Source organism: Herbaspirillum camelliae, assembly GCF_001929405.1.
In the GTDB taxonomy this organism is placed as follows: Bacteria; Pseudomonadota; Gammaproteobacteria; order Burkholderiales; family Burkholderiaceae_D; genus Herbaspirillum; species Herbaspirillum seropedicae.
Window position 1 is genome coordinate 1,641,068 of record NZ_KV880769.1, and the last position, 15,666, is coordinate 1,656,733.

Genomic DNA, 15,666 nt, shown 5'->3' on the forward strand with positions numbered 1-15,666 from the left:
ACGTGCGATTGGCTGCGAACCAGTGCAGATGCGGGTTTGCGCCGGGTGCGCAAAGGCGTGCAGGGCTGGTCTGGATCTTGCATGCAAGATTGTCGTTCTCGCCGTGGGCGAGCCAAGACGACTTGGGCCGAAGCAAATGAAGCGCATGCATCACGCGTAGCATCGGCAACCATCCCTGGACGGCCAGGCCATGTTCGCAGGAGCAGACCATGCCCATGACCCGATCTCACGACACTGCCGTTTTTCCCTTCGCCTTTTCCAGCGAGGCCGCGCAGGCCCTGCCGCTGTGTGGCCGCATGCGCACTTCATTGCTGCTGATGGAAGTGCTTGCGCATGCGCTGCGCTGGCTGCGCCGCGCGCGCTGATGGTATGGAATTTGCTGAAATTCGCTGCATGCAGGGCAGCCCGCACCGATGATCTGAGGATGACCTGATCATCCGACGGCTGCACAAGACGTTCAAATAGCTGGCTAGGGTTCCGGTCTGCCGCAGGCAGATGACTGGTCCGAGAGCCGGCGACCTCGGTCGAGGTTACACGGCGGGACAAAAGCCCGGGAGAGAGTTGCACCACAGGTGCTGCGCTGCTCCTGCTTTTGTTCAACCCGACCGGAGTTTCTCGTGATCGTTGTTCGCATCCCCAGGTCTCATCCGGCAGCCGCTGTGCTGCCTCCGTCCCCGTCCCGGTCATTGTCGCAGGGAGGCGCGCCATGCGTTTCCTGAACCGCCATCCGGGCCGCTCCGGGCAGTGGCTGCTCACGCTCTTGCCCTTCCTCATCCTGGCCTTGCTCTATGCCGTCGGCTCGGCCACGCGCCTGGCCGACAATCCCAACGACAAGCTCCTGCCCAGCCTCATGCAGATGGTCGATGCGGTGCGCCACATGGCCTTCATGGAAGACCCGCGCACCGGCGACTACCTGTTCTGGGCCGATACGCTGGCCAGCCTGCAGCGGGTCTTGCTGGGCCTGGGCATCGCCGCGCTGGTTGGGCTGGTGCTGGGTATCGCCAATGGCGTCTTCCCGGTGCTGCGCGCGGGATTCTCACCGCTGCTGACCGTGATCTCGATGGTGCCGCCGCTGGCGATCCTGCCGATTCTCTTCATCGTCATGGGACTCGATGAATTGTCCAAGGTGATGCTGATCGTCATCGGCGTCACGCCCCTGCTGGCGCGCGATCTGGAACATACGGGCCGCGCCATTCCCGCCGAGTTGCTGATCAAGGCGCAGACGCTCGGGGCCAACAGCTGGACCGTGGTGCTGCGCGTGGCGCTGCCGCAGATGCTGGCGCGCCTGCTGGTCTCGCTGCGGCTGTCACTGGGCGCAGCCTGGCTGTTCTTCATTTCCGCAGAAGCGATCTCGGCCACGGCGGGTCTGGGCTATCGCATCTTCCTCGTGCGCCGCTACCTGGCCATGGACGTGATCCTGCCCTACGTGGTCTGGATCACCCTGCTGGCGTGGCTGATGGACTGGTTGCTGCGCGCCGTCCACCGCCGCTTCTTCCCCTGGGCTGAAGGAGGCCGCGCATGAGCTATATCGAGATCCGCAACGTCTGGCAGCAATACGGCCAGAACGTGGTGCTGGAACGCCTGAACCTGCGCGTGGAAGAAGGCCAGTTCTGCACCCTGGTCGGTGCTTCCGGCTGTGGCAAGTCGACCTTCCTGCGCTTGCTGCTGGGGCAGGAGCGTCCCTGCAAGGGACAGTTGCTGCTGCAGGGCCAGCCCTTTCCATCCGAGCCCGACGCCACGCGTGGCGTGGTGTTCCAGCGTTACTCGGTGTTCCCTCATCTGAATGTGCTGGACAACGTGGCCATCGGCCTGGAGCTGCCGCGCTCGCCCTTGCTGGGTCGCCTGTTCGGCGGCGCCAAGCGGCGCGCCCGCGAAGAGGCGGCGCAGCTGTTGCATCGCGTGGGGTTGGGTCACGCGCTGGACCTGTATCCGAGCAGCCTCTCGGGCGGCATGCAGCAGCGCCTGGCGATTGCGCAGGCGCTCATCGTGCGTCCCCGCGTGCTGCTGCTGGATGAACCCTTCGGTGCGCTCGATCCGGGCATCCGCAAGGAGATGCACACCCTGCTGCTGGACCTGTGGAAGGACAGCGGCCTGACCGTCTTCATGGTCACCCACGACCTCTCCGAAGGCTTCACGCTCGGCACCCGCCTGCTGGTGTTCGACAAGGTGCGCGTCGATCCGCAATACCCGCAGGCCTACGGGGCCCACATCACTTACGACATCGCCCTCAACGAGGCCCGCGCCCGCGAACAGGCCGGCAAGCTGGCCTCCCTCCTCACTGCAAAGGAAAGCTGACATGAGCAAGGACCCCCTGGCCCTGCAAGCCAGACTCTACGAAGAACTGCTGCCCGGCGGCGGCCATACCTCCTTCATCCTCAAGCGCGGCCAGTCGCTGCGCATCACCGACATCGAAGGCAGCGCCAACGTCAGCATGATGATGCTGAACGCCCAGCAGCCCAGCGAACGCCTGAACCTGCCCGATACCCTCAAGGGCCAGCACACCGCGCGCCTGCAGGCCGGGCATTGCCTTTACTCCGACATGGGCCGGGTGCTGGCCGCCATCACCGAGGATACCTGCGGCTGGCATGACAGCTTCGGTGGTGTGCTCAATGCCGAGGAGGTGCGCGAGAAATACGGCCAGGGCCGCTACCAGGAATTGCGCAATGGTTTCTATCGCAACGGCGTGGACAACCTGCTGGTGGAAATGGGCAAGTGGAACCTCGACCTGCAAGACCTGCTGATGGTGGTGAACCTGTTCTCGCGCGTGGAGGTGGATGCCGAAGGCGTCTTCCACTTCGTGCCCGGCAATTCCAAAGCAGGGGACTACATCGAGCTGGCCGCACCGATGGACACGCTCATCATCCTGACGGCCCTGCAGCATCCCATGGACCCGCATCCACACTATGCGCCGCGCCCGGTCCGGCTGGAATGGCTGCAGACGCACAGCGACGACAGCACCCACGCCTGCCGCCATGCGCGCCCGGAGAACGAGCGCGCCTTCCACAACACCGAACGCTTCCATCTCTGAGCCAGGGAGACTCACATGCACATCATCGAAAGCCAGCGCGCCCCTGAACAAGCCGTGTTCCGTCACGTGATCCCAGCGGGCGAACCCTATCTCTTCAATCTCAGCGCCGGGCAGACCGTGCGCCTGCTGGACCTGGAAGGCAACCAGGCCATCGACACCCTCTTCTACAGCGCCGCCAATCCGCGTGAGCGCTACGATCCCCAGCGCACCCTGCGCCGCCAGAATCGTGCTTATCTGGGCGCGGGCAGCGTGCTGTATTCCAACCTGGGGCGCGCCCTGGCCACCATCGTGGCCGATACCTGCGGCCGCCATGACACCCTGGGCGGGGCCTGCGCGCAGGAGAGCAATACCGTGCGCTATGCGCTGGAGAAGCGCTACATGCACAGCTGCCGCGACAACTTCCTGTGTGCCTGTCTTCACGATGGCCGCCTCAACAAGCGCGACATCGGCGCCAACATCAACTTCTTCATGAACGTGCCGGTCACGCCCGAGGGCGGCCTTACCTTCGAGGACGGCATCTCCGCTGCTGGCAAGTACGTGGAGCTGCGCGCCGAGCAGGATCTCATCGTGCTCATCTCCAACTGCCCGCAATTGAACAATCCCTGCAACGGCTGGAACCCCACCGCCGCCGAAGTGCTGGTGTGGGACTGATCCGCACCACTTGAACGACCGCAGCCCAGCCCCTCGCGGACGACCGCGAGCCGGTTTTTCGAATCACGGGACGACCCGGATTTCCAGGCCCATTCCATGTTTGACCATCTGCTCATCGCCAATCGCGGCGCCATTGCCTGCCGCATCCTGCGCACCTTGCGCACGCTGGACGTGACCGGCGTGTGCGTCTATTCCGAAGCCGACCTCGGCAGCCTGCACGTCTTGCAGGCCGACCGCGCCATTTCGCTGGGAGAAGGGCCGGCCGCACAGACCTATCTGGCCGTGGACAAGATCCTGGCCGCCGCCCGCGACAGCGGCGCGCAGGCCATCCATCCCGGCTATGGCTTCCTCTCCGAGAATGCCGCCTTTGCCGAAGCCTGCGAAGCCGCTGGCATCGCCTTCGTCGGTCCCACGCCTGCGCAATTGCGCATCTTCGGCCTCAAGCACACCGCGCGCGCACTGGCACGTGAACAGGGCGTGCCGATGCTGGAAGGCACGGACCTGCTGGAAAGCATCGACGATGCGCTGGCCGCTGCATCCCGTGTCGGCTTTCCGGTGATGTTGAAGAGCACCGCCGGCGGCGGCGGCATCGGCATGCGCGTCTGCCGCAGCGATGCCGAACTGGGCGATGCCTTCGATTCGGTGCGCCGCCTGGGCCAGAACAATTTCAGCGATGCCGGCGTCTTCATCGAGAAATACATCGAACGCGCCCGCCATCTGGAAGTGCAGGTCTTCGGCGATGGCCAAGGCGAGGTGATCGCACTCGGCGTGCGCGATTGCTCGGTGCAGCGGCGCAACCAGAAGGTGCTGGAAGAAACTCCCGCGCCCAACTTGCCCGAGGGCATGGCCGAAGCCTTGTGCGCGGCGGCCATCAAGCTGGCGCGGGCGGTGAACTACCGCAGCGCCGGCACGGTGGAGTTCGTCTATGACAGCCTGGCCGGGCAGTTCTACTTCCTCGAAGTCAATACGCGCCTGCAGGTGGAGCATGGCGTCACCGAACAGGTCTGGGGTGTGGACCTGGTGCGCTGGATGATCGAGCTGGCCGCTGGTGACCTGCCGCCGCTGGCGCAACTGGCGGCCAGTCTGCAGCCGCGCGGCCATGCGATCCAGGCGCGCCTGTATGCGGAAGACCCGGGTCGCCAGTTCCAGCCCTGTCCGGGTTTGCTGACAGCGGTCGAGTTTCCCCCTGCCGATGGGCAGGCACTGCGCATCGATACCTGGGTCGAGGCCGGCTGCGAGATCCCGCCGTATTTCGATCCCATGATCGCCAAGCTCATCAGCTGGCAGCCCACCCGTGAAGCTGCACGCCTGGCGCTGGATGCGGCGCTGCGCCAGACCATGCTGTATGGCGTGGAAACCAACCAGCACTACCTGCGCCAGATCCTGGACGATGCCCCGTTCGCCAGCGGTCAGCCGTGGACGCGCTGCCTGGAACAACTGGTCTATCGCGCCGATACGGTGGAGGTGCTCTCCCCCGGCACCCAGACCACGGTGCAGGACCATCCTGGCCGCATCGGTTACTGGGCCGTCGGTGTGCCGCCCTCGGGACCGATGGATGAGCGCGCCCTGCGACTGGGCAATCGCCTGCTGGGCAATGCCGAGGATGCGGCGGGACTGGAAGTGACCATGAGCGGGCCGATCCTGCGCTTCAATACCGCCGCCATGGTGGTGGTCACTGGCGCAGTCATTCCCGTGCTGCTCGATGGCGTGGCGCAGCCCATGGCCACCGTGCTGCACATCCCTGCCGGCAGTACGCTCAAGCTCGGCGCCATCAGCGGGGCCGGTGCGCGCAGCTATCTGGCCGTGCGCGGTGGCGTGCAGGCGCCGACTTATCTGGGCAGCCGCAGCACCTTCACGCTGGGGCAGTTCGGCGGCCATGCGGGGCGCGCCCTCGCCAGTGGCGACATCCTGCACCTCGCCCCGCTGGCCGCAGAGGCGATGACCAAGGCCGGGCAGACCCTGCCTGCCGATTTGTATCCCGCGCTGGAGGCAGTGCGCCAGGTCCGCGTGATCTATGGTCCGCATGGTGCGCCGGAATATTTCACGCCGGCCTACATGGAGATTTTCTTCGCCACCGACTGGGAAGTCCACTTCAATTCCAGCCGTACCGGCGTGCGCCTGATCGGCCCCAAGCCGGAATGGGTGCGCGACAGCGGCGGCGAGGCGGGCCTGCATCCTTCCAACATCCATGACAATCCCTATGCCGTGGGCGCGGTGGACTTCACCGGCGACATGCCGGTGATCCTGGGGCCGGATGGCCCCAGCCTGGGCGGCTTCGTCTGCCCGGTCACGGTGATCGAAGCCGACCTCTGGCAGATCGGGCAGCTCAAGGCGGGCGACAAGGTCCGCTTCATTCCGGTGGACGTAAGCACGGCGCGCCGCGTTGCCCTGGCAGCACACGCCGGTGTCGCCAGCCTGCAGCCGCAGCCGGTGGACTGGTCGCCTGCACCCCTGGCCTCGCCCATCGTGCTGGACCTGGGTCAGGATGAGCGACGTCTGGTGGCGCGCCTGTCGGGCGATGCCAATCTGCTGCTGGAAGTGGGCAGCCCGCAACTGGACCTGGTGTTGCGCTTCCGCGTGCACGCCCTGATCGCGGCGCTGGAAGAACAGGCCCTGCCGGGCGTGATCGACCTGACTCCGGGCATCCGCTCGCTGCAGATGCATTACCAGCCGGAAGCGCTGCCCTTGGCGACGCTGCTGCAGACCATCGCCGGATTGTGGGACGCCGTCTGTGCCAGCGAAAACCTGACGGTTTCGTCGCGTATCGTGCATCTGCCTTTGTCCTGGGACGATCCGGCCTGCCAGCTCGCCATCGAGAAATACATGACCACCGTGCGCAAGGATGCGCCCTGGTGTCCCAGCAATCTTGAATTCATCCGTCGCATCAACGACCTCAAGGATATCGGCGCGGTGCGCGAGACGGTCTTCGACGCCAGCTACCTGGTCATGGGCCTGGGCGACGTCTACCTGGGCGCACCGGTGGCTACGCCCCTGGACCCGCGCCATCGCCTGGTCACCACCAAGTACAACCCGGCGCGCACCTGGACCGCCGAGAACTCGGTGGGCATCGGTGGCGCCTACCTGTGCATCTATGGGATGGAAGGGCCGGGCGGCTACCAGTTCGTGGGCCGCACCCTGCAGATGTGGAACCGCTACCGCGAGGTCGCAGCCTTCCACGGCAAGCCCTGGCTGTTGCGCTTCTTCGACCAGATCCGTTTCTATCCGGTCACGGCCGAAGAATTGCAGACTATCCGCCGTGATTTCCCCTTGGGCCGCTTCGAGGTCGGCATCGAAGAGACGCAGTTGAATCTGGCGGATTACCAGGATTTCCTGCAGCGCGAAGCCGAGGGCATCGCCGCCTTCCGCCAGCACCAGCAAGCCGCTTTCGATGCCGAGCGCCAGCGCTGGATCGCCAGCGGCCAGGCCAACTACGAGAGCGAGGAAGGCAGCGCCATCGAGCAGGAAGACCAGCCCCTGAAGGACGGTCAGACGGCTGTCGATGCGCCGATCGCCGGCAACCTGTGGCAGGTCAAGGTCAGTCCCGGCCAGCGCGTGGCGCAGGGTGAGCTGCTGATGATCCTGGAATCGATGAAGATGGAAATCAACATTGCCGCGCCCGAAGCGGGCGTTGTCGCCGAGGTGCGTGTGCAGCCCGGCAGTCCGGTGCGCGCAGGTCAGTGCGTGCTGGTCATGGAAGATACCCAACAGGAGGCCGCATGATCCATTCCTTCGACCTGCGCATCGATGCGCTCACCGCCGCCTATCGCAACGGCAGCCTGGACCCGCGCACGGTGATGCAGCGCCTGCGCGAGAGCGCTGCGGCGCTCAACCCGACATACCGGCTCTACATCCACCTGTTGAGCCAAGAGGAGTGCGAGCCCTACCTGCAGGCGCTGGAGCAGCAATCCCCGCACAGCCTGCCGCTGTATGGCGTGCCTTTCTCGATCAAGGACAACATTGACCTGGCGGGCATCCCGACCACGGCCGCCTGTCCGGCCTTCAGTTACGTGCCGCGCGAGAGCGCCACGCTGGTGGCGCAACTGATCGCGCTGGGGGCGATCCCGGTGGGCAAATGCAACCTCGACCAGTTCGCCACGGGCTTGAACGGCACCCGCTCTCCCTACGGCGCTTGCCGCAACAGCGTGCATCCGGACTATCCTTCCGGCGGCTCGTCCTCCGGTTCGTCGCTGGCGGTGGCGCTGGGCCTGTCCAGCTTTGCGCTGGGCACCGACACGGCCGGCAGCGGTCGCGTGCCGGCCGCGCTGAACAACCTGGTTGGACTGAAGGCGACCAAAGGCCTGCTGTCCACCGCCGGGGTCGTGCCGGCCTGCCGCACGCTGGACTGCGTGACCTTCTTCACCGCCACGGCGGCCGAAGCCAGTCACTTGCTGGCCCTGTGTACACAATCTGGCAAGCCCGACGAGCGCGACGAATACAGCCGCGCCAACCTGCCGCACAATGACGCCTCGGCCTTCCAGCCGCCGCCTCGGGGCCTGCGCGTTGGCGTGCCGCGCCAGCTGGAATTCCTCGGCTGCAGCGAGAGCCCGTCGCTGTTCGTGGAGGCGCTGGCGCAGATGGAAGCCATCGGCGGCGTCGCTGTGCCTATCGATTTCAGTCCCTTCCTGGCAGCGGCGCGCCTGCTCTATGAAGGACCCTGGGTGGCCGAGCGCTACTGCACCATCGAAGCGCTGTTGCAGGAGCAGCCTGATGAAATCCTGCCGGTGATTCGCGATGTGCTGCGCAAGGCGCCGCAGTACAGCGCCGTCGATACCTTCCGCGCGCAATATCGCCTGCAGCAATTGAAGGCCGAATGCGACCGCATCCTGGCCAGCGTCGATTGCGTGGTCACGCCCGCCTATCCACGCCCGGTGACGCTGGAAGAATTGCGCGAGCAGCCGGTGCAGCGCAATTCGGACCTGGGCTGGTATACCAATTTCATGAACATGCTGGACTACGCCGCCGTGGCCACGCCCATGAACTTCATGAAGAACGGCCTGCCCTGGGGCATCACGGTATTCGGCCCGGCCTTCAGCGACCAGGCCTTGCTGGGCGTGGCCGACGCCTTGCAGCGCGCACATGGGCGGCCACTGGTCGGGCAGCGCCAGCTCGAGGATCGTCGGCGGGCGGCTTGAGCGTGCGCCGGGAGGCGTTCAGGCTTCGGGCAGGATCTCGGTCAGCGAGAGGATCGCCTGCGCCACCTCGGCAATGCGCCGGTTCTGGTTCATCGCATGCTTGCGCAGCAGGCGATAGGCGGCTTCTTCGTTCAAGCCCTGCTTCATCATCAGCACGCCCTTGGCGCGCTCGATGAGCTTGCGCTCTTCGAGGCTGTCACGCACGGTGGCCAGTTCGGCGGTCAGGTTCTGCAGGCGATCGGACTGGCTGCGCAGCATGTCGACGATGCTGTGGGCCAGGTGCGAACCGACGCCGTCGGCCAAGGCCTGTTCGTCCAGCGGTGCGGAAAAGGCCGCCAGCGGGGTGAGCGGGTCCAGCCGGTCGTGCTGGCTGAAGAGCTGATCCTGGTCGTCCAGTTCCTGTTGCAGTTCGGTGATCTTGGCCTGGCAGCGCGCCTGGACGAACTGCGCCAGGTGGATCTCGATCTGGTGCAGACCATCGATGCGCGCCGAGCAGCATTGGTACCAGGCCTCGGCCATCTCGGCATCCAGACCGCGCTCGTGACTGGTGAGCAGCTTGCGGCGCAGGCGTTCCAGCTCGGCCAGCGGCAGGCCGGCCTGCAGCGCCTGCCAGGGTGCGCGCACGTCTTCGGCGAAGGACTCGAAGCGGCGCAGCGCCTGTTCCTGCATCTCGATCTGGTATTCGATGCTCTGTTCCTGCTCGCGCGTGATCTTGCCGCTGGCAAAGGCAGCGGCCCCGGCGGCGCGCTCGCGGCCGGCGAATTCCTTGCCCTGCATCAGATTGAACAGCGCCACCAGCAGGCGCGAGATCTGCGCATCCACCGCCACGTCGGCGGCCTCGAAGACCAGCGCCAGCAGTGCGCCGACCACGGTCTTGAAGCGTTCATAGCTTTCCGTGGGCGAGCAGCGCAGCGCCGAAATCTCTTCGCGCAGCCGCGGCAGGCCCTCCAGCGCATGCAGCGCAAAGGCGATGCGGGTATAGAGCCGCGCACCGTTGGAGAGCGCATTGTCTTGTTCGATGGAATGCAGCCAGTCCTGGAACTCGGCGGCTGCGGCCTGGCTGTTGGCCACCCGCGCCTGCCGGGCCGCGGCGTCGCGCTGGCCGCCCGAGCCGAGGTAGATGTTGGAGAGGCCGCGTTCCTGCTGCAGGCAGTGGATCAGCTGGCCCACGGTCAAGACCATCTGGCAGGTGCGGGACAGGCGTTGCAGCTCTTCCACTTCGCAGCGGCGGGCGGTGATCAGGTAGGTCAGGACATTGCTCATGGACGTGCAGGAAAAGAGGGGCAGGGCCGCTGGGGGCAAGCAAGATGCATGCAATGCCCCCGCTGATCCGGAATTGTAATGGAATCAACCCGCCGCGCGCTCTGGGACGGGGCAGCGCTGCACGTCTTTAGCGCGCGATGTACCACTCATAGCGGTGATTCCAGGCCACGAAGAGATTCATGGTGATCGCCCCCACCAGCGAATACAGCACCCGCTCCATGGGCAGGAACAAGGCCGCCGTGGCGAACAGCGCCAGGTCGAAGCCCATCAGCAGCCAGCCCGCCTTGAAGCCGGTGCGCTCCTGCACGTAGGCCGCCAGGATGCTCATGCCGCCGCAACTGGCCTGGTGACGGAACAGGGCGATCAGGCCGATGCCCACGCACAGGCCTGCCAGCACTGCTCCCACGGCGGGATCGAGGTGGCGATAGCTGATGTAGTTGCCGGCGATATTGGTCAGCAGCGACACTGCCGTCACCGCCGCCAGGGTGCGCCAGGTGAAGGCGGCGCCCATGCGCAGCGCCGCCAGCAGGTAGAAGGGCAGGTTGATGAGGGTGAAGGCCAGGCCGAAGCTGATGCCGCTGCCATAGCTGACCAGGAAGGCCACCCCGGCGATCTGGCCGATGATCAGTCCCAGGCTGTGCAGCATGGACATGCCAAAGGCCACCATGACCACGCCAAAGAGCTGACCTTGCAGGTTGTCGATCCAGCTGTGGCGCACCGGGCTGGCGGCAGGGCCGCGTACGGGCGCAGGAGCGACGGGGCGGGAGGCGGAAGAAGCGGCCGGGGAAGTGGTCGAAGTGCTCATGGCGATACCAATCATCTATCGTGGATAACGAACGCGTCAGGCAGGAGCGACGCTGGCGGGTAAGCCGGTATCGCCCTTGCATCGCAACTGCCTGCTGTCGCTGACAGTCGCTGCTGGGCCGCATGGTAAAGGATTTGTTGCAGTGCGGCGATGCCCGGATGGGACGGCGCTGCATCCCTGCAACACTTTCGGCCAAGCAGGAAACATGCCTGTGGGCAAGCTGGAGCGCTGCCTCGGTGGCTGGCGTATTCGGGCCTGGGCAGTCCTTGTATGGATCTTGTCTTCTGGACCCACCCCGAGCGGACTGGGTAAAATGCCCAGGCACGTGCAAGAAGTGCCAGTGTTACGGGGAGACAGTGACACGCCTTTGCCAGGTTCCGGCGCAACAAGGATCAGCGAAGGGCCAGGTGGTAGCCGATACGCATGCCGAGTGCCGGCGCGTCATCGGAGTTTCGTCTCTCCAGCAAACGGAAATTATCGACATCATGGATTGGGTCCCAATACTCTTCGTCACCTTCAAGGTGATCGTGCTGTGCACCGGCATGTTCTATGCCATCAAGTGGCATTACGACCAGGGCAAGAAGGGCAGGATCAATGAGCGTCGCGCAGTGTTGCGCGCCACTGGGCAGGTCGTCGCGATCTTCGTGCTGTCGCTGCTGCTCCTGGGCGTGGCCACCTTCTTCGTCAGCGAAATGTTCGGCCTGGAACTGGTCTTCCCCTGATTTTTCCCTGATCCTTCCCTCTGCGGATTTCGCCGGTCCCGGCGATCCCTACCGTCCCATCGGGCATCCCATCGGGCTATTCCTTTTTCCATCTTCAGCCTAGTCGCGCCGCGCTCGCAGCGCCTCTGTCGAGGGCTGGCGCATCCTGGCCGTCACGGCCTCTTTTCCTTTTTTTACGCGCCATTACGTTGATAGTGCGTGGACCGCGTATCTCCCTGCGCGCATAAAGCCAACACTTGAATCTTGATAAGGGCGCAGTGGTGGATTCACCATTTTTGGCAACGGGATATGCTTGGCGTGACTGCCGCTGGCCAGTCATGTGCAGATGGATGGCCTTGGTCTTTCTGCTGCTCTGGAGCTGGCCGGCAGCGCGGGCGCAGACGGTGACGGCCTTGCCTGACGCCCTGGTGGGCGTTCCCTATAGCGCCACCTTCACACCCCACTGCGGCGGCTGCTACCAGACCCTCTATTCCTACGACAATTGGGACAGCGGACTACTAGTGGGCATCGGTTCGAGCTTCTTCGACCTCGTCGTCTCAGGAACGCCCACTGTGGCCGGCACTTCCACGGTCACGTTGGACTATTTCGATGCGAAACGTAATCCGATCGGGTCGGCCAAATGGACCATTACGGCGGTCGTCTCAACGCCCACTTCCATTTCGCTGGGCAGTTCATCGACCAGCCCTGCCTATGGTGCAGCAGTCACGCTCACCGCCAACCTGGCAGGCACCTATGCCGGCAGCGGCACTGTCAGCTTCATGGACGGCGCCGTCACGCTGGGAACCGTCGCTGTCTCTTCCTACACCGCCAGCCTCGACATCAGCACGCTTGCGCCGGGAAGCCATGCATTGACGGCCGTCTTCGATGGCGATGCCACGAGTTCTGCGCCGCTCATCGTCACCGTCGCTGCGGCCACGCCCACGCTCTCGCTGGGCAGCTCCGCGTCGTCCATCAGCTATGGTGGCAATCTCCTCTTCAACGCTGCGCTCAGCAACGGCTACTCACCCAGCGGCAGCATCGAGTTCCACGAGGGCGGCGCCGTCATCGGCAGCGCCACACTGGCCGGCAACGCGGCCACGCTCGCGCTGGGCAATCTGACGGCTGGCGCCCATCTCATCACCGCACGCTACGCCGGTGATGGCAACAATGCTGCGACCAGTTCATCGGCATTGATGGTCACCGTTTCCCCGCTCAGTCCGACGCTGTTGGTGAGCACCTCGTCCAACGCGATCACCTATGGCGCGACACCCATGGTCACGGCAACACTGACCGGCGTGCTCTCTCCCGGTGGAACCATCCTCTTCAAGGATGGCAGCGCCGTCCTCGGCACCGCCGCACTGTCCGGCGATAGCGCCAGCTTGCCCCTGCCGGGACTCGCCGTGGGCAGCCACGCCATCAGCGCCGTCTACTCAGGCGACAACAACCACGACAGTGCGACCGCGTCCGCCACGACCCTGACGGTGGGGCAGGTCAGTTCGACGGTGGTGCTCAATGCCTCGACATCGCACACGGCCTTCGGCGCTGCCGTCACGCTGACGGCCACGGTGGGCGGCAGCTCGCCCAGTGGCACGGTCACCTTCACCGACGGCGGCGTCGTGCTGGGGAGCGCCGTGGTCTCCGCCGGCGCGGCCGTTTTCTCGACCAGCACCCTGGCCATCGGCACGCACAGCCTGGAAGCCCAGTATGACGGCGACAGCAATAACGCCGCCGCCAGTTCCGCCGTCGCCACGGTCACGGTGATCCAACGCACGCCGGCCTTGGTGCTGTCGGCCTCTTCCACGTCGGTGAGCTACGGCGCTACGCTGACCCTGAACGCCGCCCTCAGCGGCGGGTCCGCCGCCACCGGCCTGGTCCGTTTCACGGAGGGCGGCGTCACGCTTGGCGCGGCCAGCCTGTCGGGCGGCGCGGCGTCGCTGCGCCTGGGCACGCTCACTCCCGGCACCCACATCATCAGAGCCAGTTACGCCGGCGACAGCAACCATGCCGCAGCCACCAGCAGCGCCATCACCGTGACCATCAACAAGGTCGTGGCCACGCTCACCCTGAGCGCCACCCCGGCCAGCGCCAGCCTGGGCAGCAGCATCACCTTCAATGCCGTCGTCAGTGGCAGCACCGGCAGCCTCCCCGGTGGCACCGTGGTCTTCAGCGAGGGCGGGACCACCCTGGCCACGGTCAACGTGGTCTCCGGCGCGGCCAGTTTCAGCACTTCCACCCTTGCCCTCGGCAGCCACACCGTCACTGCCCACTACAGCGGTGACAGCAACAACGCCAGCGCCAACTCAACCGGGGTGCGCGTGAGCATCGGCAGGTCCACGCCGACGCTCTCGCTGGCCAGTTCGGCGAGCGCCCTCAACGAACAGGCGCCCTTGACGCTGACCGCCACCGTGGCGGGCGGCATAGCGCCCACCGGCACGGTCAGCTTCATGGATGGCGCGGCCATCCTGGGCACGGTCAGCCTCTCCGGACAGAGCGCCAGCCTCACCCTCAATACGCTGACCGTGGGTAGCCATCGCCTCTCAGCGGTCTATAACGGCGACAGCAACAACAACAGCACCGGCTCGGCCAGCGTGACCGTCGCCGTGGCCAGCATCCGCCCGGCAGTGACTGGCGTGACGCCCGCCGGCGGCAGCGCATTGGGCAATACCCGGGTGAGCATCAGCGGCGTGCGTCTGGCGGGCGCGAGCGCGGTCAGCTTTGGCGGCAGCGCTGCGCGCATCGTCTCCAACAGCGATACCGAACTGGTGGTGGTCACCAGCGCGCATACCGCAGGGACGGTCGATCTGGTGGTGACCGCCGCCGGTGGCACGGTGACCGTGGCCGGCGGCTTCAGCTATGCCATCCTGGCAGATCCGGCCAGCAGTACCGCCGTCACCGCCATGGTGCGCGCCCAGACCCAGGCGGTGCAGCGCTTCGCCACGGCGCACCTGGCCAATTTCACGCAGCGCCTGGAACTCTTGCATGGCGAGGGCGCCGCCCCGTCCTCCTTCGGCCTCAGCTTCGGCCAGACCAATGATCCACGCCGTGAACCCACCACCTGGGCGCGCGGCGGCGACATCGTCAACTATCGGGACAGTGAACTGGCCTACCTGCGCGCGGGCTTGCGCAAGACGGCGCTGGCGGGGTCCAGCACGGTCAGCACGGCCAGCACCAGCGGCCCGGACGATAAGCTGCCCGAGTTGCCGCAAGTCAGCGAAGCTGCCTCCCGGCGCGATATCGCCTGGTGGATCGGCGGCGCGCTTGATCTGGTCAACCAGAAAGGCAGCGCCGGCCAGAGCAGCGCACGCCTGTCCACCTCGGGTGTGAGTATGGGCGGCGATTACCGGATCAGTCGCGGCCTCACGCTAGGCATGGGCGCCGGCTACAGCCTCAGCGGCTACCGCGCCGATGATGACAGCGCCAGCAGCCGTGGCCAGGGCGTCATGGGTGTGCTCTATGCCAGTACTCATCCTGCCGATGATCTGTACGTGGACGCGCTGGCCGGCTATGGCGCGCTGCGTTTCGAGCTGTCGCGCTTCATCGCCGATACCGGCGCCCTGGCTGCCGGCTCGCGCACAGGCCGCCAGGTGTTTGGTTCGACCACGGTGGGCTATGAATGGCGCGGCCAGGACTGGCTGGTCTCGCCCTATGTGCGGCTGGACCTGGCCCGCGCCACCCTGGACCGCTATACCGAAAGCGGCGGCGCGGGCGCACTGACCTATTTCAGCCAGTCCCTGCGCAATGATGCGGCCTATCTCGGCATGCGCGCACAGTTCGATGTGACGCTGCCCGTGGGCCTGTTGACGCCGCAGGCCAGGATGGCCTACCAGCGCAACCTGCAGGGAACGGGAACGGCGACGATGAGCTACGCCGATTCCGCCCTGTCCAGTCCGGTCTACCGCTACAGCGACGCCACCCAGGAAAGCAGGCAATGGCTGCTCACGCTGGGTGGACGGCTGCTGCTCAAGAACGGCCTGGCCCTGATGCTGCTCTACTCGCACAATGCCGCCAACGCCATGACGACCTCGCAGTCATTGAACTTCCAGGTGAGCGGGCGCTTCTAGCCAGGCCGGGGAGGGGGCTGTGCGG

Annotated in this window: 11 protein-coding genes and 1 riboswitch; of the genes, 9 read left to right on the forward strand and 2 right to left on the reverse strand. The window is 65.7% G+C overall.

From position 1 onward, the window contains the following. Positions 1-215 precede the first annotated feature (215 nt). The 7 genes from BGK68_RS27995 to atzF all read left to right on the forward strand — a co-directional run bounded on the left by BGK68_RS27995 (position 216) and on the right by atzF (position 8,811). Positions 216-365 (forward strand): hypothetical protein, encoded by a 150-nt coding sequence (locus tag BGK68_RS27995; protein ID WP_198937317.1) that lies wholly within the window; start codon positions 216-218, stop codon positions 363-365. Between the two features lie 93 nt (positions 366-458). Further along, positions 459-559, forward strand: a riboswitch (guanidine-I (ykkC/yxkD leader). A 147-nt stretch (positions 560-706) separates the two neighbouring features. Next, positions 707-1,522, forward strand: coding sequence for an ABC transporter permease (locus tag BGK68_RS07280; protein WP_075256534.1), 816 nt, complete (start codon positions 707-709; stop codon positions 1,520-1,522). After that, positions 1,519-2,295, forward strand: coding sequence for an ABC transporter ATP-binding protein (locus BGK68_RS07285; protein WP_075256535.1), 777 nt, complete (start codon positions 1,519-1,521; stop codon positions 2,293-2,295). Before BGK68_RS07280 ends, BGK68_RS07285 begins: the two co-directional genes overlap by 4 nt. Before the next feature lies 1 nt (position 2,296). Then, positions 2,297-3,028 carry an urea amidolyase associated protein UAAP1 gene (locus BGK68_RS07290; RefSeq protein ID WP_075256536.1) on the forward strand — a complete coding sequence of 244 codons (732 nt, stop codon included), beginning with the start codon at positions 2,297-2,299 and terminating at the stop codon, positions 3,026-3,028. 15 nt (positions 3,029-3,043) lie between these two features. Then, complete coding sequence (locus BGK68_RS07295; RefSeq protein WP_075256537.1) at positions 3,044-3,679, forward strand: urea amidolyase associated protein UAAP2; 636 nt, start codon at positions 3,044-3,046, stop codon at positions 3,677-3,679. 96 nt (positions 3,680-3,775) lie between these two features. Further along, complete coding sequence (gene uca / locus BGK68_RS07300; protein ID WP_075256538.1) at positions 3,776-7,399, forward strand: urea carboxylase; 3,624 nt, start codon at positions 3,776-3,778, stop codon at positions 7,397-7,399. Beyond that, the gene (gene atzF, locus BGK68_RS07305) at positions 7,396-8,811 is read left to right on the forward strand and encodes an allophanate hydrolase (protein ID WP_075256539.1); all 1,416 of its coding nucleotides are present in this window, start codon (positions 7,396-7,398) and stop codon (positions 8,809-8,811) included. The genes uca and atzF overlap by 4 nt, the downstream gene beginning before the upstream one ends. A gap of 18 nt (positions 8,812-8,829) precedes the next feature. Here the strand turns inward: atzF and BGK68_RS07310 are convergent, their stop codons facing one another. Next, positions 8,830-10,074 (reverse strand): nitrate regulatory protein, encoded by a 1,245-nt coding sequence (locus tag BGK68_RS07310; RefSeq protein ID WP_075256540.1) that lies wholly within the window; start codon positions 10,072-10,074, stop codon positions 8,830-8,832. Positions 10,075-10,201: 127 nt separating this feature from the next. Next, positions 10,202-10,879, reverse strand: a complete 678-nt coding sequence (locus BGK68_RS07315; RefSeq protein ID WP_233149250.1) for a YitT family protein — start codon at positions 10,877-10,879, stop codon at positions 10,202-10,204. Between the two features lie 485 nt (positions 10,880-11,364). Between BGK68_RS07315 and BGK68_RS07320 the strand changes: the two genes are divergently transcribed. Both BGK68_RS07320 and BGK68_RS07325 read left to right on the forward strand, forming a co-directional pair. Beyond that, positions 11,365-11,601 carry a hypothetical protein gene (locus tag BGK68_RS07320; RefSeq protein WP_075256542.1) on the forward strand — a complete coding sequence of 79 codons (237 nt, stop codon included), beginning with the start codon at positions 11,365-11,367 and terminating at the stop codon, positions 11,599-11,601. A gap of 329 nt (positions 11,602-11,930) precedes the next feature. Next, positions 11,931-15,641 (forward strand): Ig-like domain repeat protein, encoded by a 3,711-nt coding sequence (locus tag BGK68_RS07325; protein WP_075256543.1) that lies wholly within the window; start codon positions 11,931-11,933, stop codon positions 15,639-15,641. Positions 15,642-15,666: the final 25 nt, after the last annotated feature.